The sequence below is a fragment of the Actinocorallia sp. API 0066 genome (assembly GCF_020991275.1).
Taxonomy (GTDB): Bacteria; Actinomycetota; Actinomycetes; order Streptosporangiales; family Streptosporangiaceae; genus Actinocorallia.
Window position 1 is genome coordinate 229,505 of the sequence record NZ_JAJLQY010000004.1, and the last position, 21,723, is coordinate 251,227.

Here is a 21,723-nt window from a genome sequence, read left to right on the forward strand (position 1 = left end):
CGCCCCCTCGGTCCCTAGATGTCAGGTGATGTCGGATTCGGCGAGCGCGTCGAGCTCGTCGGTGTACGCCTGGCCCAGCCCCTCAAGGAGCTTGAGCGTCGCGGCCGCCTCCGCCTCGTCGATCCTCGACATGGCGAAGCCGACGTGCACGAGCACCCAGTCGCCGGGCCGCACGCCGTCCGGGCCGAGCAGCCCCACGCTGATGGGCCGCCGCACCCCGGCGACCTCGACGAGGGCGAGGTCCTCCCGGTCCGGCAGGAGTTCCACGATCTCCCCTGGAATGCCCAAGCACATCGGCTCTGCCGCCTCTCACATCCGCCTCATCCTGAGGTAGCGCCGCAGCGCCGGAAGCTCCTTCACGAACACCGTCAGCGCGACGGCCGTCATCAGCGCGGCCATCACGATCCAGAGTCGTCGCACCACCGTCCCCCTTCCCCGAGGCGGGTGAAGAACGCCTCGATCTCCGGCCCGACCAGGGAGCCCCCGGACAGGCCCTTCCAGGTGCCGCGCACGACGGCCACCAGCCGGTGGCAGTCGGTGACGGGCACGAGCCACTGCTCGTCGGCCCCGCGCAGCGTGTTGACGAGCAGCGCTTCCACTCTCGGCGCGAGCCCCGCGAGCGGCGGGCAGGCGGCGACGGCGGCCGACCACGCCTCGGGGTCCACCTCCCAGCCGGTGGCCCCGGCCGGGCTGGGATACCGGGCGGTGACGGCGCCGTCGTGGCCCACGGTGAAGAACGCGAGGCCGACCGGGACGCCGAGGTCGGCGGCGCGCAGCCCGGTCAGCCGGACGCGCCGCTCCGGCACCGGCCGGTAGTGCCCGGTGCCCTCCCCGAACAGCAGGACACACGCCCTGCACGCGCACAGGAGCCCGTCGTCCCGCTCGTCCAGGACGTGCGGATGTTCCGCGCCGACGGGCGTGCCGCACAGCCCGCACGTCTCGGCCTGCGGCGCGGCGGCCCGGCGCATGAGCCGGTCGAGCGTCCGCCAGCTCACGGCGGTCCTCCCCGCAGCGCCTCCACGGGGACGAACGCGGGCTCGCCGCTGCGCAGGTCGACCGACGCGAGTTCGGGCGCGGTGGCCAGCACCGCGTCCCGTACCACGTCCTCCAGCGGCCCGCTGCCGCACCCACGCGCCCCGCTAAGCCGGATCCGCGCGACGTCCCCCGCGACGCCCTCAAGCCGCGCCTCAGCCCCGCCGAGGACCGGCCGGAGCCGGGCCAGCGCCCGCTCGATCCGGGTCTCCAGCGGCTCGGGGTGGACGCCGTGCAGCACGAGCAGGTGCCCGACGAGCTCGTCGGCGGCGAGCGCGTCGCAGAGCGCCCGCTCCCCGCCGATCCGGTCGACGACGCGGGCCAGCGCCTCCCCGTACACCTGGGTGAGGAGGGCGACGGCGTCCAGCGCGCGGGCGGCGGTCGCGCCCGGCATCGCCTCCAGCGCGCCGACCTCCGCCTCGATCCCCGCGAGCCGTTCGGCGACCGCCTCGTCGTCGAGCCGCTCACCCATGGGTGGCGCCGAACATCGGCGAGTGCGTCTTCTTCAGCGTCCTGCCCTTGCCGAGGTACATGTGGACGCCGCAGGGCAGGCACGGGTCGAAGCTGCGGACGGCCCGCATGATGTCCACGCCCCTGAAGTCCTCCTGGCCGTTCTCCTCGAAGATCGGCATGTCCTGGACGGCGTCCTCGTACGGGCCGGGCGTGCCGAAGCTGTCGCGCGGGCTGCCGTTCCACGGCGTCGGCGGGTACGGGTGGTAGTTGGCGATCTTGCCGTCGCGCACCACGAGGTGGTGGGACAGCACACCGCGCACCGCCTCGTGGAAGCCGCAGCCGATGGCCTCGTCCGGCACCTTGAACGGCTCGAAGACCTTCGTGTCGCCCGCCTTGACGAGCTTCAGCGCCTCCTCCACGAAGTGGACGGCCATCGCGGCCGCGTACGCCACGAAGTAGGAGCGCGCCCGGTTCCGCTCAAGCGCGTTGGACCACAGCGGGATCCGCCACTCCAGCGTCGTCTCCGGCAGCTCCGTGCCGCGCGGCAGCGAGATCCGGACGCTGGAACCGGTGGACCGCACGTACGGGGTGTCGACCATGCCCGCGAGGGCCGTCGTGTAGAGGCGGGCGAAGGCGCCGCCGCCCGTGTCGAGCGCGAGGTGGTCGCCGGTGGCCTTGTCGTACCAGCGGGGGCTCATCACCCAGCTGTACTTGCCTTCGAAGTCGCGCTTCTGCGGCGCGGGGGTCGTCGTCTGGTTCCACGGGTGGCGCATGTCCACCGGGTTGCCGAGCGGGTCGCGGTCGACGAACTTCTCGCCGCCCTCCCAGTCGTCGTAGTAGGAGCTGCCCAGAAGGATGCGGATGCCGAGGTTGATGTCCACCAGGTTGGTCGTGAGCAGCTGGCCGTCCACGACGACGCCGGGCGTGACGTACATGGCCTTGCCCCACGTGTCCATCGTCTCGTACCGGTAGTCGACGACGTTCGGGTCCTGGAAGGAGCCCCAACAGCCCAGCATGACCCTTCGACGGCCGACCTCCTCGTAACCGGGCAGCGCCTCGTAGAAGAAGTCGAAGACGTCGTCGTTCATCGCGACGGACTTCTTGAAGAAGTCCACGACCCGCATCAGCCGCGTCAGGTAGTCGGTGAAGACCGACGGATTCGGGATGGTGCCGACGCCGCCCGGATAGACCGTCGACGGGTGCACGTGCCTGCCTTCCATGAGGCAGAACATCTCCCGGGTGACCCGGCTTATCTTCAGCGACTCCTTGTAGACCTCGCCTTCGAACGGGTTGAACGCCTCCATGATGTCGCCGATCGTCCGGTATCCGTGGATCGCGGAGTTCGGCGCGGCGGTCTCCCTGGCCCGGCGCAGCACGCTCGGGTTGGTGTCCTTGACCATCGCCTCGCAGTAGTCCACAAAGACGAGGTTGTCCTGGAAGATCGTGTGGTCGAACATGTACTCGGCGGCCTCGCCGAGGTTGATGATCCACTCGGCGAGCGGCGGGTTCTTGATCCCGTAGGCCATGTTCTGCGCGTACACCGAGCACGTCGTGTGGTTGTCGCCGCAGATCCCGCAGATCCGGCTGGTGATGAACCCGGCGTCGCGCGGGTCCTTGCCGCGCATGAAGACCGAGTAGCCGCGGAACATCGACGACGTCGCGTGGCACTCGGCCACCCTCCGGTTCGCGAAGTCGATCTTGGTGTAGACGCCGAGGTTCCCGACGATGCGCGTGATCGGGTCCCAGGACATCTCCACGAGCTGGCCCGGCCTGGTCTGCCGGGCCGCCCTCGGATCGGTGATGGCCATCGGTGGTCCTTCCGTGGGTCGGGCGGCTCAGTGCCGCGTGGCCTGCCGGTGGTAGCCGCTGGTGAGCTTGTCGCCCGGGTGCCGCCACTTCGGCTCCCGGTTGGCCGTGTGGTTGGTGAGCGCGCGCATCCGCCGGATGAACGCCCCGTACGGCTTGATGAGCGTGGACGACAGGGACGCGCCCGGAGGCATGTCCATGAAGGGCATGAACTTGTCCGGGAACCCCGGCATGGTGCAGGCGATGCAGATGCCTCCGACGTTCGGGCAGCCCCCGATCCCGGCCATCCACCCGCGCTTGGGCACGTTGCAGTTGACGACCGGCCCCCAGCACCCGTCCTGCACCAGGCACTTGGAGGAGTTGTAGTCCGGCGCGAAGTCTCCCTGCTCGTAGGAGGCCGCCCTGTCGCATCCGTCGTGGACGGTCTGCCCGAACAGCCACGTGGGCCGTCCGAGGTCGTCCAGCGGAGGCACCGGCGCGGAACCCGCCGCGTAGTAGAGCAGCCAGGTCAGCGACTCCATGAAGTTGTCGGGCTGGACCGGGCAGCCGGGGATGTTGATGATCGGCAGGCCGCCCGCCGAGCGGAAGTCGGCGCCCAGGTAGTCCATGAGGCCCATCGACCCCGTCGGGTTGCCCTCCATCGCGTGGATGCCGCCGAACGTCGCGCAGGTACCGACGGCGACGACGGCGAACGCGCGCGGCGCCAGCGCGTCGATCCAGTGGTCGAGGGTGAGCGGCTCCCCGGTGACGAGGTCGTTGCCGAACGACGTCCAGTAGCCGTCCCCGTTGATCCGCTCGTTGGGGACGGAGCCCTCCAGCACAAAGATGAACGGCGTGAGCTCGTCGGACGCCGCGGCCCGGAACGGGCCGAGGAACTCCTCGCCGCCGAGCGTCGGCGACAGCACCTTGTTGTGCAGGTGCACCTTCGGCAGTCCCGGGATGAGGCCGGTGATGACGTCCTCGATGGCGGGCTGCGCGGCGGCGGTGATCGACACGGTGTCGCCGTCGCAGCTCATGCCCTCGGAGATCCACAGCACGTGGATCTCGCTGATCCCCTCGCGGGCCGTCTCGTCCCGCGTCGTAGCGGTGCTCATGGCACGCCTCCCCTCACCCGCCGGTCCCGGCGGGCTCGTCCACGGTGATCGACTCCAGGAACGCCTCCTCCTCCCCGGTCGCCTCCACGTCCAGCGCGCCGCAGTGCGCGCAGGCGGTCAGGCCCAGCGCGCCGTCGGCCCTGCCCTCGGTGCCGCAGGCGCGGCAGCGCACCTCGGCGAGCTCCTGCACCAGCTCCACCGACGCGTCGGCGGCGAGTGTCCCGGCCGCCGCCATGCGGAAGCCCTGCTCGATCACGGCGGGGTCCACCGGATGGCCGGTGACGCGCACCCGCACCGCGCGCACCCTCCGGTCGCCCGCGCGCTTCAGCGCCGCCTCGACGATCCCCTCGCACAGTCCCAGTTCATGCACCGGCCGGTTCCTCTCGTTCCGTCCGCGCCGCTTCGGCGCGGGCCACGTCACCTACCAGGCGGACCGCCTCGTCCACCGCCGCCCGCACGGGCTCGGACAAGCCCATGCCCTCCTCCAGCGACGCCGGGCGGCAGCCGACCACAAGGACCCGGTCCACCTCGCCGCCGAGCCTGCGCAGCAGCCGCAGCACGGCGAGCGGATGCATGCCGTGCGCGTCCACCGCCGCGTCGTCGTCCGCGCCCAGGTCGTCGGCGCCGACCTCAAGGACGGCGAGGGTTCCGGGCGGGCCTTCCAGCGGCACGGCGTCGACCATGACGAGGGTGTCCGTGGTGCCTTCCAGGAGTTCGTAAGCGAGGTGGACGCCTCTGATGCCGTAGTCCACGGCGCGGACACCTTCCGGCAGGGTGGCCGGGTCGATCCCGCGCAGCACGTCGACGCCGAACCCGTCGTCGCCCAGGAAGACGTTGCCTATGCCCGCCACCAGGACGCGGCGTGACGCGCTCATCGGGCGGCCTCGCCCTGCGCGAGGGGTTCGACCTCGTCGGGGGCGAAGTAGCGGAACCTGCCGTACCAGCGATCGAGGTCGGCGGCTGGGTCGTCCTCCAGGGTGACGGCCAGATGGGTGGCGTCGTCCATGTCGGCCAGTACCTTCTCCACCCGCGCGGTGCGGCCCTCCAGGAACCTGTCCTGCGGGTCGGTGCCCCGGCGGCGCGGACGCAGCCGCACCCGGCTGCCCGCCGTCAGCCGGACGCCCGCGACGACGACGGACGCGTCGGCCTCCGGCTGCTCCGGCCGCTCCAGCGCGCGGAGCGCGCCGTGCAGCCGCTCGAACACCTCGGGCGGCATCGCGTCCACCCGGTCCAGGATCGCGGCGGCCCGCGCGTCGGTGGCGCGCGCCTCGCGCTTCTCGGCGTCGGTCAGGGTGAGCGTGCGCAGCGACAGGATCTCGTCGATCTCGCCGGAGTCGTGCAGGTCGCCGGGGCTCTCCGGCGCCACCTTCGGGTGGTCGTACAGCAGGATCGGCGACGACAGGACGAGCGCGTCGTCCCGCGCGGCCAGGACGGGGAACGTATGGACGTTCGCGCAGCCGCGCACCGCAGGGGCCGCCCACTCGGGCGGATCGAGAAGCGAGACGAAAGCTCCGCCCTCCACGGCCAGAAGCAGGTGGCATGCCAGCGGCGAAAACCGCAGCGCCTCCTCACGCGGCGTTCCGGGCGCGACCCCTTCGGCGGCGTTCTCCACCCGGACGCTGAGCCGCGCGAGCGGGCCGTCGGGGCCCTCCCCGGCGGGCTCGGCGCTGATCCGCGCGGTCGCCTGGAGCCGCCACCTCGTGCGCACCACACGTCCGGCAAGGCCGCCGTCCGCCCTGGCGACCTCCTGCGCGTCCCGGCCTCCGGGGACGGTGAACGTCAGCGTCTCCTCCGAGCCGAGCACAAACGTGAAGGGGAACTCGCGGGGCACCGCCTCGTCGAAGGGGACCTCACGGCGTTCGCCCGCGTCGAGATCCTCCGCCGGGCGGTAGCGGCCGTCGACAAGCTCCTCGACGGTCTTGCGCTGGAGTTGCAGGAAGCGCAGCACGCCGTGCACGCGGACGCCCTCCGGGGCCCGCACCAGGCACTGCGTCCGCTGCCACCAGCCCTCGGCGGAGCCCGCGACACCGGTGTCGTCGGGGCCGCGCGCCCTCGTCCACGCGCGCGGGGTGAGCACGCCGAACTGCCAGCGCACCCGGTTCTTCCCGGACGACCGCCGGTACGGGTACAGGAGGTAGCCCTCGTACAGGATCGCGTCCGCGACCGCGCGGACGGGCCCGAAGGCGTCGTACGCCGGTTCCGTCGTCATACCCCGCCCCTCCCCGCCCCGCGCGCTCACGATGAGTACCCGGTTCGTCCCCATGGGTGACGTTCTCCGTTCTAGCCGGTGGCCGGGGACGCGGGTAAGTGGCGGTGCCCGCTAGGTGCGGAAACCACCTAGTCGGTGGAGGAACGAACTCCTTCTGTGGGTTGATCGGAATGCCCTAGGATCTTCCGGCGAAGGGGGAGATCACCATCGGAGCGCACGCCCGCCGCCGGATCGGCGGCAAGACCTGGCACGTCGCCGTCGCGGTGGCCGTCGTCGCGGCGACGGCGGGCGCTTTCGGCGTCGCCGGGTTCGGCGACGACACCGAGGACCTCGCCATCGCGCCCGAACGGCCCGCCGCCGCCACCGCGACGACGAGCATCGTGCCGAGCACGGCCCCGCAGCTCGCCTCGCAGTCCCCCAAGCCCGTCGCGCCGCCCTCCCCCACCGAGACGCCGACGTCGCAGGCCCCGCCCTCGCAGCCGCCCGCACCGCCCTCCTCCGTGCCGCCGCCGCCCGACCCGAACCTCAGGACCGTCCCCGACGTGGTGGGCCTCTCCGTCGACGAGGCGGCCGCGCGCCTGGCCGCCGCGGGCTTCGGCTACGGCACCGTCTGCGTGCGCGGCCGCTCGGGCCGGGTCGTCGCCCAGAACCCCACCCCCGGCCGCGAGTGGACGGCGGGCGGCGAGGTCGCCATCGTCGTCTCCGGGCGCTGCCACGGCGGCGGCTGGGACAACGACCGCCACTGACGGCTCACACACTCCCTCAAGTGTCCTACTTTGACATCCCAGGGTAATTGAGGGAGTCTGAGGGCTACTGAGAGAGTGGGGCGGGATGGAGCAGCGGTACTACTCGGTCGAGGAGGTCGCCGAGGTGCTCGGGCTGCACGTCAAGACCGTGCGGGCGCACATCAAGGACGGGCGGCTGCGGGCGGCCCAGCTAGGCAGGCGGTACAGGGTGAGCGCGGCCGATCTCGCCGCCTTCACCGGCACGCCCACCGCGCCCGAGCCCGCGCCCACGCCGCACGTCGAGGTGTCGGCGACCGCGCGGATCGAGGGGATCTCCCCCGAGGAGGCGCGCCGCGTCACCGCCGCGCTCACCGCCTCCGTCTCCGGCCGCGACCTCCAGGGCCCGCCCCTGCGCGTCCAGACGGCGCACGACGCGGGCCGGGCCGTCCTCACCGTGCTCATCCTCGGTGGCCCCGCCGACACGGCGGCGCTGCTCAGGTTCGTCGAGGCGCTGGCCGCCAACCCCCGCTGACCGCCCGGCGCGGCACCGGGAAGACAAGGAGTCCCCATGTCCGAGACCGCTCCCCCCGTCGCCGTGGACGTGCACGGCACGGACGTCCTGTTCTGCCCCGTCGAGGGCGCGCCGTTCGCCGACGTCGCGGAGGTCATCGGCGACGCGTGGGCCACCGGCGCGTCCTGGGTCGTGGTGCCGGTCGGGCGGCTGCTTCCGTCCTTCTTCGACCTGGCGACGCGCGAGGCGGGCGAGATCGTGCAGAAGTTCGTCAACTACCGCCTCGGGCTGGCCGTCGTCGGCGACCTCACGCCCTATCTGGAGGCCAGCAACGCGCTACGGGCCTTCGTGGGCGAGGCCAACCGGGGCGCCCACACCTGGTTCCTTCCGGACGAGGACGCCTTCCGCGCCCGCCTCCTCCCCCGCTGACCATCCGGGCCGGATCGGACACGTGCCGCACGGGACGGAAGTCACCCAGGGCAACGTAAAGGAGCCCTGGGTGACATCGTGGTTTCTGGGACCCGGCGGGCGCCACGGGCCCGGAAGCCCTTGTGGGACAAGGGAAGCCGCCGCCTTTACGCAGTAAGACGGTCTGTGTCAGACGGCTGCCTTGACCGCCTCGTGGGCGGCCTGCCGCATCCGGGCGTGGAGCAGCGCGTTCTTCTCCCGGTCGGTCTTGGCCTCGATGACCCGCAGCCCGTCCCCCGACAGCGCCCGCGCCAGCCCCGACGCCGAGTCCAGCCGGGTGTACGGGAGCCCGTACGCGGCGGTGATCCGCTCCAGGTCCACCCCGTGCGGGGTGCCGAAGACCCGCTCGAACGGCTCGCGCAGCGACGCCTGCGGCAGCAGCGAGAAGATCCCGCCGCCGTCGTTGTTCACCACGACGATCGCCAGGTCGGGCCGTGGCTCGCGCGGCCCGATGACGAGGCCGTTCTGGTCGTGCAGGAAGGCGAGGTCGCCGAGCAGCGCGTAGGAGCGGCCGCTGTGCCCGAGCGCCAGGCCGATCGCGGTCGAGACGAGCCCGTCGATGCCCGACGCGCCCCGGTTCGCCATGATCCGCAGCCCGCGCCGGGGCCGCATCGTCTGGTCGAGGTCGCGGACCGGCATGCTCGCCGACGTCAGCAGCAGCGAGCCGCCCGGGATCGTCGCCGCCAGGTCGCGGGCGAGGCGCGGCTCGGTGACCTCGTCGTCCGCGTCCAGGACGTCGTCCACGGCGGCGCCCGCCGCCTGGTCCACCGCGCGCCACGCCTTCAGCCAGCCGTCGTCCCCCGACACCACGGGGATCTCCACCTCCTGTGCCACCTGGGTCGCCGACCGCACCGGGTCGGGCCAGCGGGTCAGCGAGGGCGTCACCACGATGTGCCGCTGGGCGCGCCGCAGCATGCCGAGCAGCGGCTTGGACAGGCCGGGCTTGCCGAGGGTCACGACGACCTCGGGCTGGTGCGCCTCGATGAACTCAGGCACGCCCAGGAGGAAGTGGTAGGACGACATGGCGTGGTCGCCGTACCTGCCGTTGCCGATCGGCTCCGACAGCACCGGCCAGCCCGCCATCGACGCGGCGGCCACGTACCGTTTGACGTTCACCGCGCCGTCCCCGACGACGAGCACGCCGCGCCGGGTCGGCGGCACGTGCAGCACCGAGCCGGGCGCGCTCTCGCGGACCTTGGTCCACACCCCGGTGTCGCCCGCGTCCAGCGGTTCGCACCAGCCGTCGTCGCCGCCCGGGATCAGCGGCTCCCGGAACGCCACGTTCAGGTGCACGGGCCCCGCGTCGGGGTAGAGCGCGGCGGCGTAAGCGCGGCTCGCGGTGGAACGCCAATAGGCGACCATCCCCGGACGCTCCTCAGGCACGCCGACCTCACAGGTCCAGCGGACCGCGCCGCCGTACAGCTTCACCTGGTCGATCGTCTGGTTCGCGCCGGTACCGCGCAGTTCCGGCGGCCGGTCGGCGGTGAGCACCACGAGCGGCACCGCCGACTCCGACGCCTCGATCACGGCGGGGTGGAAGTTCGCGGCCGCCGTCCCGGAGGTGCAGGCGAGCGCCACGGGACGGCCCGTGCGCTTGGCCAGGCCGAGCGCGAGGAACGACGCGGAGCGCTCGTCCACCCGCACGTGCAGGCGCAGCCTTCCGGCGCGCTCGGCGGCGTCGAAGGCGAGCGCCAGAGGGGCCGAGCGCGAACCGGGGGCGAGGACCGCGTCGGTCATCCCGCCCCGCAGCAACTCGTCCACCAGGACCGTCGCCAGCGCCGTCGCCGGATTCATGCTCTCCCCGCTTCCTCCGCGCGTCGCCGCCAGGCCGTCGGGTCCACCTCGTAGCGCGCGAGCGCAGCGAGATCGACCTCGGGCCTGCGGACGGCGATCTCCCCGTCCACGGCGACCAGGGGGTCGCCGGTCACATCCCCGTCGAGCAGGCTGAGCGTGGCGAGCCCGCACGCGTAAGGCAGGTCGGGCAGGGCCGCCGCCAGCGCGACGCCCGCCGCGAGCCCCACCGACGTCTCCACCGCGCTCGACACCACCACAGGCAGGCCGATCGCCTCGGCGATCGCCAGCGCGGGCGCGACGCCGCCGAGCGGCTGCACCTTGAGCACGGCGATGTCGGCGGCCTCGGCGGCCACCACCCGGAAGGGGTCGTCGGCGCGCCGGATCGACTCGTCGGCGGCGACGGGCACCTCGACCCTGCGCCGCACCCGCGCCAGCTCCTCGACCGTCGCGCACGGCTGCTCGACGTACTCCAGGTCGAACGCGTCGAGCAGTTTGACCATCCGGACCGCCCGCTCGACGTCCCAGGCGCCGTTCACGTCGATCCTGACGCGTCCGCCGGGGCCGATCGCGTCCCGGACCGCCTCGACCCGCGCGAGGTCGTCAGCATCGGCCTGGCCGCGTTCGGCGACCTTGACCTTCGCGGTGCGGCAGCCGCTCCCGGCGGTGATCTCCCACGCCCGCCCGGGCTCGACGGCCGGGACCGTGACGTTCACCGGCACCCGGTCGCGGACCGGCGCGGGGAACCCCGTGTCAGCGGCCTCCCGCGCGGCGGCGAGCCACCGGGCGGCCTCGGCGGGCCCGTACTCGGCGAACGGGGAGAACTCCCCCCACCCGGCCGGACCCTGGATCAGGGCGCCCTCCCGGCGCGTCAGGCCACGGAACCGGACGCGCATCGGGATGGCGAAGGCGCGCATCAGCCGTACCAGGGGTAGGCCGACCAGTCGGGGTCCCGCTTCTCCAGGAACGAGTCGCGGCCCTCGGCCGCCTCGTTCGTCCCGTAGGCCAGGCGGGTCGCCTCCCCGGCGAACACCTGCTGGCCGACGAGGCCGTCGTCGATGAGGTTGAACGCGAACTTCAGCATCCGCTGCGCCGTCGGCGACTTCGCGTTGATCTTGCGGGCCCACTCCAGCGCCGTCTTCTCCAGCTCGGCGTGCGGCACGACGGCGTTGACCATGCCCATCCGGTGCGCGTCCTCGGCGGTGTAGGTCTCGCCCAGGAAGAAGATCTCGCGCGCGAACTTCTGGCCGACCTGACGGGCCAGGTAGGCCGAGCCGAACCCTCCGTCGAAGCTGGCGACGTCCGCGTCGGTCTGCTTGAAGCGGGCGTGCTCGCGCGAAGCGAGGGTGAGGTCCGACACGACGTGCAGGCTGTGCCCGCCGCCCGCGGCCCAGCCGGGCACCACGCAGATGACGACCTTGCCCATGAACCGGATGAGCCGCTGCACCTCAAGGATGTGGAGGCGGCCCGCCCTGGCGGGGTCGATGCCCGCGGCCGTCTCGGACTCCGAGTACTTGTAGCCGTCCTTGCCGCGGATGCGCTGGTCGCCGCCCGAGCAGAACGCCCACCCACCGTCGCGGGGGGACGGCCCGTTGCCGGTGAGCAGGATCACCCCGACGTCGGCGCTGAGCCTGGCGTGGTCGAACGCCCGGTACAGCTCGTCGACGGTGTGCGGCCGGAACGCGTTGCGCACCTCTGGCCGGTTGAAGGCGATCCGCACCGTCCCCTGGTCCACCGCCCGGTGGTAGGTGATGTCCGTGAAGCCGAACCCGTCGACTTCCTTCCACGCGGTGGGATCGAATATCTCGGAGACCATGAGCCTATTCAACCGTCTTTTGGTCCCGCCTTCGCCCGGAGGTAGCCTGATCACGATATGAGAGCTCTGCGTGCGGTTGTGCTGCCGCCGGGGCCCCGGCTGCTGGAGGCGCTCACGGGGGCGCTGGACGGGGCGGGGCCCGCGGTGCTGCCGATCGCGCCCGGCCTGCCGGGTCCGGCGCTCAGGGGGCTGCTGGAGGCGGCGCGGCCGGAGGCGGTCGTGGACGAGCACGGGGTGCACCCGCTGCCGGACGCCGCGCCGACGGACGCGGCGGTCCTGATCGCCACGTCGGGGTCCACCGGGCGGCCGAAGATCGTGGAGTTGACGGCGGGCGCGCTGGAGTCGTCGGCGCGGGCGACGCTGGCCCGGGTGGGCGGCTGGGACGCCCCCTGGCTGTGCTGCCTGCCGACGTCGCACATCGCGGGCGTCCAGGTGCTCGTCAGGGCGCTGCTGGCCGGTACTCCCCCGGTGATCCACCCTGGGTTCGACCTGATGGAGGTCGCCAAGGCGGGCGAGGCGCACGTGTCGCTCGTCCCCACCCAGTTGCGGCGGCTGCTCGACGTCGGGGCCGACCTGTCGTCCTACGCCTCGATCCTGCTGGGCGGGGCCGCCGCGCCCGCCGCGCTGCTGGCCGAGGCCCGCGCGCGGGGCGCCAGGATCTTCACCACCTACGGGATGAGCGAGACGAGCGGCGGCTGTGTCTACGACGGGGTGCCCCTGGAAGGCGTCGAGGTCTCCCTGGACGACGACGGCCGGATCACCCTCGCCGGTCCCGTCCTGTTCTCCGGCTACCGGTTCGGGCCCGCCAGGACGGGCCGGTGGTTCGCGACCCAGGACCTCGGGGCCTTCGAGGACGGCAGGCTCCGCGTCCGTGGCCGGATCGACGACGTGATCAACACCGGCGGCGAGAAGGTCGTCGCGGGCGAGGTCGCCGCCGTCGTCTCCGCGCACCCGTCGGTCCGCGACGCCGTTGTGGTGGGCCGCGACGACCCCGAGTGGGGCTCCCGGGTGACGGCCGTCGTCGTCGCCGACGGGCCCGTCACGCTCGCCGAGCTCCGTGATCTCGTCAAGGCCGAACTCCCGGCCCACGCCGCCCCGCGCGAGCTGGAGATCCGCGCCGAACTCCCCCTGCTGCCCTCGGGCAAGCCGGACCGCGCGGCCCTGCGCCGTCCGGCTGACCCCGGCGCCAGCTCCACCTGACGCGCCGGTGAGAGTCCCACCACACCGGTGAACCCCCGGCGGCGCCCGGGAATCATACGTATTACCCGGACGTTATGGATAACGCCGGACAGGACCGACCGGGTCCGCGCGGGGCCACAAGCCCCTGTTTCTGTGCGTTTTTGCTGGTCGGGAACATCCTGGACATGGTCCACCGTTTCGGATACGTGCCCAAAAGGCATAATTCGGATCCTGCAGAAGGGAGGGTCGGACCCTATGCCTCGCAAGGCTTCAGCGGCCCCGACCGCGGACAACGGCGCGTCGGCCCACCTTGAGGAGCTGTTGGCGCTCGGCAAGTCCCGGGGCCACCTGTCGCTCACCGAGGTCCGCCGGGCGTTCGAGGAGGCGGGTGTCTCCGCCACTCGTGGCCGGTCCCTGCTCAAGGAGCTCACCGACAGCGGCGTCCGCCTCGGCGACGACGGCTCGGACCCCGCTCCGGCCGGGCCCAAACTCCGCGCCGCGGGCACCGCGACGCGCACCCGGAAGACCACCACCCGCAAGACGGCGACGGCCCCCGCCGCGGGCACCACCGCCGCGAAGGCCGCCGAACTCGGCGACGACGACTCCGAGTTCGACCCGAACGCCGAGGAGGAGGGCGTCGAGGAGGTCAGCACCAGGGACCTCGACGACAACACCTCGGTGATGGGCGACTCCGTCCACACCTACCTCAAGGCCATCGGCCGCCGTCAGCTGCTCACGGCCGAACAGGAGGTCGACCTCGCCAAGCGGATCGAGGCCGGCCTGTACGCCGAGCACAAGCTGGAGGAGGCCCCGCCGAACATGTCGCCCGGCCGGCGCGCCGAGCTGGAGTGGATCGCCGAGGACGGCAACCGCGCCAAGGCGCACATGCTGGAGGCGAACCTGCGCCTCGTGGTGTCGGTCGCCAAGAAGTACTCCGACCGCGGCCTGTCCCTGCTGGACGTCGTGCAGGAGGGCAACCTCGGCCTGATCCGCGCGGTGGAGAAGTTCGACTACACCAAGGGCTACAAGTTCTCCACCTACGCGATGTGGTGGATCCGCCAGGCGATCCAGCGCGGCTTCGCCGACTCGGCCCGCACCATCCGGCTGCCCGTCCACGTGCTGGAGCTGCTGTCCAAGCTCAGCCGGATCGAGCGGGACATGCACCAGCGGCTCGGCCGCGAGCCCACCCCGGAGGAGCTGGGCGAGGAGATGGGCAAGAGCCCCGAGCAGGTGCGGGAGCTGCTGCGCACGAGCCGCCAGCCGATCAGCCTGGACTCCACCATCGGCGAGGACGGCGAGACGCGCATCGGCGACCTCATCGAGGACACCGACAGCGTCGAGGCGTCCGAGCTGGTCGACCGCCAGCTCATGGCCGACCAGCTGCGCCGCGCCCTGGCGGTGCTGTCGCCGCGCGAGGCCAAGATCATGTCGATGCGGTTCGGGCTGTACGACGGCACACCGCGCACGCTCGACGAGATCGGCAAGCACCTCGGCCTCACCCGCGAGCGGATCCGCCAGTTGGAGAAGGAGTCGCTGTCCAAGCTGCGGCACCCCAGCAACGCCCAGCCGCTCCTGGACTTCGCCGTCTGAGCGAGGCCCGAGCGGTCCGGACGGGCCCCGCGCGTCCCCTCAGCTGAGGGCGAACGCGCGGGCGCCGACGCGTGCCTCGTCGAACCGCCGCAGCACCAGCGCCGCCAGCTCGGGATGCGCCCCGAGCGGCGGCGCGACGGCGTCCGCGCCGGTCGCGACGAGCCTGCCCTGGAAGAACCCGGGCGCGAGAAGGTAGGAGGCGACCGCGACGCTGCGGGCGCCTCCGGCTCTGGCCCGCGCCACCACGTCGGCGAGCTTCGGCCCCGGACCGCCCACGAACCCGAACGGCACCTGCCTGCCCAGCCTGCGGCCGAGCATGCGGGCGGCCGCCGCGACGTCGGCGACGCCGCGCGGGTCGGTCGATCCGGCGGCGCCCAGGACGACCGCGTCGGCCTCGGCGGCGTCGCCCAGCCGTTCGGCGAGCACGCGGGTGAGCGCCGCGTGCGGGCCCAGCGGACGGGCGACGGCCGCCTCCGCGCCCGCGGCGGCGAGCTGCGCGGGGATGTCCACAAAGACGTGGTAGCCCCGGCCGAGCAGCAGCGGCACCGCGAAGACCTGCCGCCCCGGCGGCAGCGCCGCCACGGCCGCGGCCACCGACGGCCGGGTGATCTCGGCGTAGGACTCGGCGACCGCGAGGTCCGGCCGTGCCTCGCGCACCAGCGCGAGCAGGCCGCGGATCGCGGCCGCGCCCGCCGGGTCACGGGTGCCGTGCGCCACCCCGAGCAGCACCGCCATCAGGCGAGCGCCTCGCGTCCCGGCTCGCACGCGAGGCGGTAGCCGCGCTTGACGACGGTCTCCACGATGCCGGTCCGGCCGAGACCGCGGCGCAGCCGTGCCACCGCCATCTCGACCGCGTGCTCGTCGGCCTGCGGACGTCCGTCGCGCGGGCTGGTCCAGCTGGAACCGGCCGCGACGACGCGGGACGGCAGCACCCCGCACAGCTCGGCCCGCGACACCACGTGTCCGGGCCGCCGGGCGAGCGCCCGCAGGATCGCCATCGGGGCCGGGGCGATCGGCCGCAACTGGCCGTCGAGCACAACGGCGTGCCCGCGCAGCTCCAGGGCGTGGCCGCGCACGTGCAGGCGCCGCGCCCTGCGCGCGGGCAGGTCCTCGACGATCGCCCGGACCAGCGCGCCGATCCTGGCGCGCTCCGGCTGGATCGTGGGCACGCCGCGCTCGGTCAGCGCGAACGCCGTCACCGGGCCGACGCACGCCGCCACGACGTGGGTGCGCAGCGCCTCGATGAGGGCGTCCTCCAGACCGTCCTCGGCCGCCACCGCGAGCGTCGCGGTGACGGCGGGGGCGCTGGTGAAGGTGATCGCGTCGACGGTGCCCGCGACGGCCTGGCCGACGAGGCGGCGCAGCGGCGTCGAGTCGTCGGTGCGCGACCAGCGGTAGACCGGCACCTCGATGACCTCCGCGCCCTGGCCGCGCAGCGCGTCGGTGAACTCCGGCAGCGGCTCCCCGTACAGCTGGACGGCGATGCGGCTGCCGCGCAGGTCGAACTCCAGGAGGTGCTTGAGCACCTCCTCGCAGCTCTCCGACTCCGGCGACCACGCCTCGGTGACGCCCGCCGACCGGATCGCGCCGCGCGCCTTGGGGCCGCGCGCCAGGATCGGGACGCTGCCGAGCTTGTCCAGGAGGCTGTCGCGCAGCCCCCAGCCGTCGGCGGTCTCCAGCCAGGCGCGGAACCCGATGCCGGTGGTGACCACCACGTAGTCCAGCGGGCGGCTGATGCACTCCTCGGTCGCCTGGAGCAGCTCCGCGTCGTCCTGGAGCGGCACGAGCCGGATCGCCGGGGCGTGCACCACGCGGGCGCCCCGTCTCTCCAGGAGCGCCGCGAGTTCCTCATGGCGGCGGGCCGCCGTCACCCCGACGGCGAACCCCGACAGGGGTTCACTGGTCAGCACACCCGCCTGAATCGTCACGTCATCACTTCCACTCGGTCGCCGTTGAGCCTGATGGAAAAAATCGGGACGGAGGTGTCCGGGTCGTCCAGGCACCGTCCGGTGGTCAGGTCGAAGACCTGCTTGTACATCGGGGAGGCCACGGTCGGCACGCCGCCGCGGCTCCCGAGGATGCCCCGGGACAGCACGTACGCGTTGCTGAAGGGGTCGTGGTTCGACAGGGCGTACAGCTCCCCGTCGAAGGTGCGGAAGATCGCCACCTGGACGCCGCCGACGAGCGCGCAGACGCCGCGCTCGGGCGTGATCCGGTCGAGGGAGCAGACGTCGATCCAGGTCGAGACGGCGGTCGCGGTCACTGGCTGATCACCTCCAGGTGGGGTCCGGCCACCAGGACCGGCTTGATCTGGTCACGCTCGACCTCGAAGGAGATGCTGGGGTCGGGCGTCTCGGGGGCGTTGACGAAGGAGACGAACCTGGCCATCCGCTCCGGGTCCTCCAGGGTCTCCCGCCATTCGTCGCCGTAGGACTCGACGTGCCGCGCCATCGCGGCGTCGAGTTCGGCGCAGATGCCCAGGCGGTCGTCGATGATGACCTCGCGCAGGTAGTCGAGGCCGCCTTCGAGGGACTCCATCCACACCGAGGTGCGCTGGAGCCGGTCGGCGGTCCTGATGTAGAACATCAGGAACCTGTCGATGTAGGTGAGGAGCTGCTCGTCGGTGAGGTCGCTGGCGAACAGGTCGGCGTGCCGGGGCCGCATGCCGCCGTTGCCGGACAGGTAGAGGTTCCAGCCCTTCTCGGTGGCGATGATGCCGAAGTCCTTGGACTGGGCCTCGGCGCACTCGCGGGCGCAGCCGGACACCGCGGACTTGAGCTTGTGCGGGGCGCGCAGGCCCCGGTAGCGCAGCTCCAGCTTGATCGCCATGCCGACGGAGTCCTGGACGCCGTAGCGGCACCAGGTGGAGCCGACGCAGGACTTCACCGTCCGCAGCGACTTGCCGTAGGCGTGGCCGGATTCGAACCCGGCGTCCACGAGGCGCTTCCAGATCTTGGGGAGCTGCTCGACGCGGGCGCCGAACAGGTCGATCCGCTGACCGCCGGTGATCTTGGTGTAGAGGCCGAAGTCGCGGGCGACCTCGCCGATGACGATCAGCTTGTCCGGGGTGATCTCCCCGCCCGGGATGCGCGGAACGACCGAGTAGGTGCCGTTCTTCTGCATGTTGGCGAGGAAGTGGTCGTTGGTGTCCTGCAGGGCCGCCTGCTCGCCGTCCAGAATGTGGCCGTTGCCGAGCGAGGCGAGGATCGACGCGACGGTCGGCTTGCAGATGTCGCAGCCGCGGCCGGTGCCGTGCTCGGCGATCAGCCTGCTGAACGTGCTGATCTGGCGGACCCTGATGATGTCGAACAGCTCGGCGCGGGAGTAGGCGAAGTGCTCGCACAGCGCCCGGCTGACCTCGATGCCGGCGGCCGCCAGCTCGGCGTCCAGCAGCTTCTTCACCAGCGGCACGCAGCTTCCGCAGCTGGTCCCGGCGCGGGTGCAGCTCTTGACGGCGGCCACGTCGCGCAGCTCGTGGTCGCGGATGTCGCAGCGGATGTCGCCGGCCGTCACGTTGTTGCAGGAGCAGATGACGGTGCCCTCGGGCAGGTCGCCGCCCGCGGCCTCGGTGCCGCCGAACAGCATCTGCTCGGGCTCGCCCGGCAGGGACGCGCCGACGTAGGCGCGCAGCGTCGAGTACGCCTCGGCGTCGCCGACGAGCACGCCGCCCAGCAGCGTCTTGGCGTCGTCGCTGACGAGCAGCCGCTTGTAGACGCCCGCGACGGGGTCGGTGTAGGTGACGCCGAGCGCGTCGGCGAACGGGTCGCCGAAGCTGGCGACGTCCACGCCCATCAGCTTGAGCTTGGTGGACAGGTCCGCGCCCTCGAAGGCGGCGGTGCTGTCGGGGTTCACCAGGCGGTCGGCGACGACCTCCGCCATCGAGAAGCAGGGGCCGACCAGGCCGTAGACCATGCCGCCGATCAGGGCGCACTCGCCGATCGCGTAGATCGCGGGGTCGTCGGTGCGGCACGCGGAGTCCACCGTGATGCCGCCGCGCTCGCCGACGGTGAGGCCGCTGCTCCTGGCCAGCTCGTCGCGCGGCCTGATGCCCGCGGAGAACACGACGAGCTCGGCGGGGACCTCCTTGCCGTCCTGGAGGACGACCTTGCTGACGGCGCCGTCAGGCCCGGCCTCCAGGCGGGTGATGGGGGTTCCCGCGTGCACGTCCATGCCGAGGTTCTCGATGTGGCGCCTCAGCATGGCGCCGCCGCCCTCGTCGAGCTGGCGCGGCATCAGCCACGGCGCGACCTCGACGACACCGCTGTCCAGGCCGAGCCCCTGGAGCGCGCGGGCTGCCTCAAGACCGAGCAGGCCGCCTCCGATGACCGCGCCGGACGCCTTGTCGGCGGCGTAGTCGCGCATCGCGTCCAGGTCGTCGATGGTGCGGTAGACGAAGACGCCGGGCAGGTCCTTGCCCTCGATCGGCGGGACGAACGGCGACGAGCCCGTGGCCAGCACCAGCGCGTCGTAGCCGAAGCGGCGGCCCGAGGCGGTGACGGCCTCCCGGGCGGCGCGGTCGATCTCCACGACCCGCTCCGCGCAGTGCACGTCCACGTCCGCACCGGGGGACGGGTAGGCCAGGTCGGCGCCTTCGAGGTGGGTGGTCAGCGCGACGCGGTCGTAGGCGGGGCGGGTCTCCTCACCGATGACGGTGATCTTCCAGTGCGGGCCGGTGGCGGCGCCGTCCCGTTCGCGCAGCGCCTCGACGAGCCGGTGCGCGGCAGGGCCGTAGCCCACCACCACCAGCCTCTTGCGGGAAACGACTCCTCCGTGATCCATGGACAGATATTCGGAACGGCGCGTTTCGCGTCAGGGTCCCCATTGTCACCCCTGTGTTAAAACACGCTCACGTCGAGACATCGCTGTTGTCATGACGTGACCAAGAATCGGACTTTTTCCGCATTCGTCAACAAAAACCGGAAACCCGCCGTGACGAGGGGTCACAGCGGGTCCGCGGAGTTGAACCGTTTCAGCGGCCTCAGGGGCCGTCGAGCATCAGCGGCAGCAACGGATCGGGCAGACCGGTCGGCTCCACCCGTACCGCCCACACCGCCGGGGCGGGCTCCTGGCCGTCGCCGGCGAGCGGATGCGCCGGGCCCGCGCCGCCCCACGGGAACGGCAGGCACACCGTGTCCTCACGGAGCGTGTCGCTCAGCCGGGCCCGCGCGATCACCACGCCGCGCCGCCCCGACACCCGGACCGTCGCGCCGGGACCGATCCCCAACCGCTCGGCCAGCTCCGGATGCAGCTCAAGGTAAGGCGTGTCCTCAAAGGGGGCGTGCGTGCCTCCGGGCTGCCGCTCGGCCGTCAGATACAGCGGATAGCGCGCGTCCACCTCTTCGGCGGCGCCAGGCTGGTCCACCGCTGTGAACCGTGCCCTCCCGTCCGGGGTGGCGAACCCGTCAAGGAAGGGCCGGGGCGTGCCCGGATGCGCCGGATCGGGGCACGGCCTGAAGACGCCGCCCTCCACGTCGATCCGCGCGTAGGTGATGCCCGCGTAGTCCGCGCTCCCCCCTGACGACGCCCTGCCCAGCTCGGCCAGGACCTCCTCCGGATCCGCGCTCCACTCCCCCGGGCCGTCCAGGCGGGAGGCGAGATCGCGCAGCACCTCCAGCTCGGTGCGCACACCCTCCGGCGGCGCCATCACCCGCTCACGCCGCAGCACCCTGCCTTCCAGCGTCGTGACGGTCCCGGACACCTCGTTCCAGTGCGCGGTCGGCAGCACCACGTCAGCGCGGCGCGCCGTCTCCGACAGCGTGTGGTCGGCCACGACGAGCAGATCCAGGCCGTTCAGCCGCTCCTCCACCGCCGCCGGACGGGGCGAGGACGCCACCGGGTCCGAGCCGAACAGCAGCAGCGCGCGCGGCTTACGCGGCCCGTACAGGAGCCGTTCGGCGGCGACCGTCGAGGCGGGCAGCAGCGTCGGGTCCATGCCCCAGACGGCGGCGACGGCGGCGCGGGCGGCCGCGTCGTCCAGGGGGCGGTCGCCGGGCAGCAGGTCGGCCCGCTGGCCGTGCCCCTCGCCCGGATCGGTCGCGCACGCGAACCCCGACCCGTCGTGTCCCGGCAGGCCGAGGGCGAGCGCCAGGTTCACGAACGCGGCGACGGTGTCCCTGTCGCGCGGCCGCTCGGCCACCACGTACGCCCGGCCCGCCGACGACAGCAGCCGCACCGCCTCACGCATCAGCGCGACCGGCACGCCGGTGATCCGCTCGGCCCGTTCCGGCCAGTATCCGCTCAGCGCGGTGCGCAGCCGGGCGAACCCCGTCGTGCGCGCCGCCACGTACCCGGCGTCCACAAGGCCGTCGGCGTCCGCGAGCCGCAGCATGCCGTGCGCCAGCGCCAGATCCGTGCCCGGCGTCAGCTGGAGGTGCAGATCGGCCATACGCGCCGTCTCCGAGCGGCGCGGATCGGCGACGACGAGGATGCCGCCCGCCGCGCGCATCCGCCGCAGCTCGCGCGGGAACGACGGCGACGCCTCGGCCGCGTCCCCGACCAGGAGCAGCACGTCCGCGTCGCCGAAGTCCGCCAGCGGGCCCGGCAGCGGCCGGTCGACGCCGAACGCGCGGGCCAGCGCCTCGGCCGCGCCCGGCGCGACCCGCGGCCCGCCGCTGAACGCCACCCGCGGCGTGCGCAGCACCGACCTGGCGAACCTGCCGAGCCGGTAGGCGGTCTCGCCCGTCATGGCGCACCCCCCGAGCACCGCCACGGCGTCGTGCCCGTAGGATGCGCGCAGGCCGCGGACCTTACCGGCGACCGCGTCGAGCGCCGCGTCCCACGAGACGGGTTCGAGCGGCGCGCCGGGATGCACCCGCATCAGCGGCGTCGTGACACGATCGGGGACCCCGGACGGCACAGCGCCCGAACCGCCCGCGCGCGCGCACCGCGCGGCGTGGCACGGGCAGCGGGACGACGTACTTGCCGGTTCGCTTACGGCCATGTCCCGATCGTGATCGGAGGCCGTTTCACATGCGCGTCCCGTGCATGTCCCGGGTGTTAACACCCCCTCACCCGGTCCGCCACGCGGTCGTGCGTTTACCGCCTACACC

At 72.9% G+C, this 21,723-nt stretch carries 22 protein-coding genes; 5 read left to right on the forward strand and 17 right to left on the reverse strand.

The features are described 5' to 3' along the window. Positions 1 to 21: 21 nt before the first annotated feature. The 9 genes from LO762_RS11990 to LO762_RS12025 are packed head-to-tail and all read right to left on the reverse strand — an operon-like array spanning position 22 to position 6,594. On the reverse strand, positions 22 to 294 hold the full coding sequence (locus tag LO762_RS11990) for a HypC/HybG/HupF family hydrogenase formation chaperone (protein ID WP_255685625.1): 273 nt from the start codon (positions 292 to 294) through the stop codon (positions 22 to 24). Between the two features lie 15 nt (positions 295 to 309). Next, entirely contained in the window at positions 310 to 420 is a 111-nt protein-coding gene (locus LO762_RS33890; RefSeq protein ID WP_374201550.1) for a hypothetical protein, read from the reverse strand. Beyond that, positions 399 to 995 carry a DUF5947 family protein gene (locus LO762_RS11995; protein ID WP_230614679.1) on the reverse strand — a complete coding sequence of 199 codons (597 nt, stop codon included), beginning with the start codon at positions 993 to 995 and terminating at the stop codon, positions 399 to 401. Before LO762_RS11995 ends, LO762_RS33890 begins: the two co-directional genes overlap by 22 nt. Then, on the reverse strand, positions 992 to 1,504 hold the full coding sequence (locus LO762_RS12000; protein ID WP_230614680.1) for a NifU family protein: 513 nt from the start codon (positions 1,502 to 1,504) through the stop codon (positions 992 to 994). Before LO762_RS12000 ends, LO762_RS11995 begins: the two co-directional genes overlap by 4 nt. Continuing rightward, positions 1,497 to 3,293 carry a nickel-dependent hydrogenase large subunit gene (locus LO762_RS12005; protein WP_230614681.1) on the reverse strand — a complete coding sequence of 599 codons (1,797 nt, stop codon included), beginning with the start codon at positions 3,291 to 3,293 and terminating at the stop codon, positions 1,497 to 1,499. Before LO762_RS12005 ends, LO762_RS12000 begins: the two co-directional genes overlap by 8 nt. Positions 3,294 to 3,320: 27 nt before the next feature. Then, positions 3,321 to 4,385, reverse strand: a complete 1,065-nt coding sequence (locus LO762_RS12010) for a hydrogenase expression protein HypE (protein ID WP_230614682.1) — start codon at positions 4,383 to 4,385, stop codon at positions 3,321 to 3,323. A 13-nt stretch (positions 4,386 to 4,398) separates the two neighbouring features. Further along, positions 4,399 to 4,755, reverse strand: coding sequence for a hydrogenase/urease maturation nickel metallochaperone HypA (locus tag LO762_RS12015; RefSeq protein WP_230614683.1), 357 nt, complete (start codon positions 4,753 to 4,755; stop codon positions 4,399 to 4,401). Further along, entirely contained in the window at positions 4,748 to 5,260 is a 513-nt protein-coding gene (locus LO762_RS12020; RefSeq protein ID WP_230614684.1) for a hydrogenase maturation protease, read from the reverse strand. The genes LO762_RS12015 and LO762_RS12020 overlap by 8 nt, the downstream gene beginning before the upstream one ends. Continuing rightward, positions 5,257 to 6,594: a hypothetical protein gene (locus tag LO762_RS12025; protein ID WP_230614685.1), complete on the reverse strand. Its 1,338-nt coding sequence runs from the start codon at positions 6,592 to 6,594 to the stop codon at positions 5,257 to 5,259. The genes LO762_RS12020 and LO762_RS12025 overlap by 4 nt, the downstream gene beginning before the upstream one ends. A gap of 263 nt (positions 6,595 to 6,857) precedes the next feature. On the opposite strand from LO762_RS12025, the gene LO762_RS33465 reads away from it, so the two are divergent. From LO762_RS33465 to LO762_RS12040, 3 genes are all read left to right on the forward strand, one after another. Beyond that, entirely contained in the window at positions 6,858 to 7,340 is a 483-nt protein-coding gene (locus tag LO762_RS33465) for a PASTA domain-containing protein (RefSeq protein ID WP_230614686.1), read from the forward strand. Positions 7,341 to 7,425: 85 nt separating this feature from the next. Then, complete coding sequence (locus LO762_RS12035) at positions 7,426 to 7,851, forward strand: helix-turn-helix domain-containing protein (RefSeq protein WP_230614687.1); 426 nt, start codon at positions 7,426 to 7,428, stop codon at positions 7,849 to 7,851. A gap of 36 nt (positions 7,852 to 7,887) precedes the next feature. Then, positions 7,888 to 8,259, forward strand: a complete 372-nt coding sequence (locus LO762_RS12040; protein ID WP_230614688.1) for a DUF4180 domain-containing protein — start codon at positions 7,888 to 7,890, stop codon at positions 8,257 to 8,259. Between the two features lie 168 nt (positions 8,260 to 8,427). Here the strand turns inward: LO762_RS12040 and menD are convergent, their stop codons facing one another. From menD to LO762_RS12055, 3 genes are read right to left on the reverse strand one after another with little or no spacing between them, the layout of a single operon-like run. Then, on the reverse strand, positions 8,428 to 10,092 hold the full coding sequence (menD, locus tag LO762_RS12045; RefSeq protein ID WP_230614689.1) for a 2-succinyl-5-enolpyruvyl-6-hydroxy-3-cyclohexene-1-carboxylic-acid synthase: 1,665 nt from the start codon (positions 10,090 to 10,092) through the stop codon (positions 8,428 to 8,430). Further along, the gene (locus LO762_RS12050) at positions 10,089 to 11,006 is read right to left on the reverse strand and encodes an o-succinylbenzoate synthase (protein ID WP_230614690.1); all 918 of its coding nucleotides are present in this window, start codon (positions 11,004 to 11,006) and stop codon (positions 10,089 to 10,091) included. The genes menD and LO762_RS12050 overlap by 4 nt, the downstream gene beginning before the upstream one ends. Continuing rightward, positions 11,006 to 11,905: a 1,4-dihydroxy-2-naphthoyl-CoA synthase gene (locus LO762_RS12055; protein ID WP_230614691.1), complete on the reverse strand. Its 900-nt coding sequence runs from the start codon at positions 11,903 to 11,905 to the stop codon at positions 11,006 to 11,008. Before LO762_RS12055 ends, LO762_RS12050 begins: the two co-directional genes overlap by 1 nt. A 57-nt stretch (positions 11,906 to 11,962) precedes the next feature. Between LO762_RS12055 and LO762_RS12060 the strand changes: the two genes are divergently transcribed. Continuing rightward, complete coding sequence (locus tag LO762_RS12060; RefSeq protein WP_230614692.1) at positions 11,963 to 13,105, forward strand: AMP-binding protein; 1,143 nt, start codon at positions 11,963 to 11,965, stop codon at positions 13,103 to 13,105. 234 nt (positions 13,106 to 13,339) lie between these two features. Continuing rightward, entirely contained in the window at positions 13,340 to 14,674 is a 1,335-nt protein-coding gene (locus LO762_RS12065) for an RNA polymerase sigma factor (RefSeq protein WP_230614693.1), read from the forward strand. A 39-nt stretch (positions 14,675 to 14,713) separates the two neighbouring features. Here the strand turns inward: LO762_RS12065 and LO762_RS12070 are convergent, their stop codons facing one another. The 5 genes from LO762_RS12070 to LO762_RS12090 form a co-directional block, all read right to left on the reverse strand. Further along, positions 14,714 to 15,409, reverse strand: coding sequence for a sirohydrochlorin chelatase (locus LO762_RS12070; protein WP_230614694.1), 696 nt, complete (start codon positions 15,407 to 15,409; stop codon positions 14,714 to 14,716). Beyond that, positions 15,409 to 16,602, reverse strand: coding sequence for a uroporphyrinogen-III synthase (locus tag LO762_RS12075; RefSeq protein WP_230614695.1), 1,194 nt, complete (start codon positions 16,600 to 16,602; stop codon positions 15,409 to 15,411). Before LO762_RS12075 ends, LO762_RS12070 begins: the two co-directional genes overlap by 1 nt. Further along, entirely contained in the window at positions 16,599 to 16,937 is a 339-nt protein-coding gene (gene nirD, locus LO762_RS12080; RefSeq protein ID WP_230614696.1) for a nitrite reductase small subunit NirD, read from the reverse strand. The genes LO762_RS12075 and nirD overlap by 4 nt, the downstream gene beginning before the upstream one ends. Next, positions 16,934 to 19,453, reverse strand: a complete 2,520-nt coding sequence (nirB, locus tag LO762_RS12085) for a nitrite reductase large subunit NirB (protein ID WP_230614697.1) — start codon at positions 19,451 to 19,453, stop codon at positions 16,934 to 16,936. The genes nirD and nirB overlap by 4 nt, the downstream gene beginning before the upstream one ends. Before the next feature lie 199 nt (positions 19,454 to 19,652). Then, positions 19,653 to 21,614, reverse strand: coding sequence for a molybdopterin oxidoreductase family protein (locus LO762_RS12090; protein WP_304523640.1), 1,962 nt, complete (start codon positions 21,612 to 21,614; stop codon positions 19,653 to 19,655). Positions 21,615 to 21,723: the final 109 nt, after the last annotated feature.

Bases quoted from the DNA above. Each gene is read 5' to 3' on its own strand.
- LO762_RS11990 (WP_255685625.1), bottom strand. From the start codon at position 294: ATGTGCTTGGGCATTCCAGGGGAGATCGTGGAACTCCTGCCGGACCGG.
- LO762_RS12000 (WP_230614680.1), bottom strand. From the start codon at position 1,504: ATGGGTGAGCGGCTCGACGACGAGGCGGTCGCCGAACGGCTCGCGGGG.
- LO762_RS12005 (WP_230614681.1), bottom strand. From the start codon at position 3,293: ATGGCCATCACCGATCCGAGGGCGGCCCGGCAGACCAGGCCGGGCCAG.
- LO762_RS12010 (WP_230614682.1), bottom strand. From the start codon at position 4,385: ATGAGCACCGCTACGACGCGGGACGAGACGGCCCGCGAGGGGATCAGC.
- LO762_RS12020 (WP_230614684.1), bottom strand. From the start codon at position 5,260: ATGAGCGCGTCACGCCGCGTCCTGGTGGCGGGCATAGGCAACGTCTTC.
- LO762_RS12025 (WP_230614685.1), bottom strand. From the start codon at position 6,594: ATGACGACGGAACCGGCGTACGACGCCTTCGGGCCCGTCCGCGCGGTC.
- LO762_RS12035 (WP_230614687.1), top strand. From the start codon at position 7,426: ATGGAGCAGCGGTACTACTCGGTCGAGGAGGTCGCCGAGGTGCTCGGG.
- LO762_RS12040 (WP_230614688.1), top strand. From the start codon at position 7,888: ATGTCCGAGACCGCTCCCCCCGTCGCCGTGGACGTGCACGGCACGGAC.
- menD (WP_230614689.1), bottom strand. From the start codon at position 10,092: ATGAATCCGGCGACGGCGCTGGCGACGGTCCTGGTGGACGAGTTGCTG.
- LO762_RS12050 (WP_230614690.1), bottom strand. From the start codon at position 11,006: ATGCGCGCCTTCGCCATCCCGATGCGCGTCCGGTTCCGTGGCCTGACG.
- LO762_RS12055 (WP_230614691.1), bottom strand. From the start codon at position 11,905: ATGGTCTCCGAGATATTCGATCCCACCGCGTGGAAGGAAGTCGACGGG.
- LO762_RS12060 (WP_230614692.1), top strand. From the start codon at position 11,963: ATGAGAGCTCTGCGTGCGGTTGTGCTGCCGCCGGGGCCCCGGCTGCTG.
- LO762_RS12065 (WP_230614693.1), top strand. From the start codon at position 13,340: ATGCCTCGCAAGGCTTCAGCGGCCCCGACCGCGGACAACGGCGCGTCG.
- LO762_RS12070 (WP_230614694.1), bottom strand. From the start codon at position 15,409: ATGGCGGTGCTGCTCGGGGTGGCGCACGGCACCCGTGACCCGGCGGGC.
- nirB (WP_230614697.1), bottom strand. From the start codon at position 19,453: ATGGATCACGGAGGAGTCGTTTCCCGCAAGAGGCTGGTGGTGGTGGGC.
- LO762_RS12090 (WP_304523640.1), bottom strand. From the start codon at position 21,614: ATGGCCGTAAGCGAACCGGCAAGTACGTCGTCCCGCTGCCCGTGCCAC.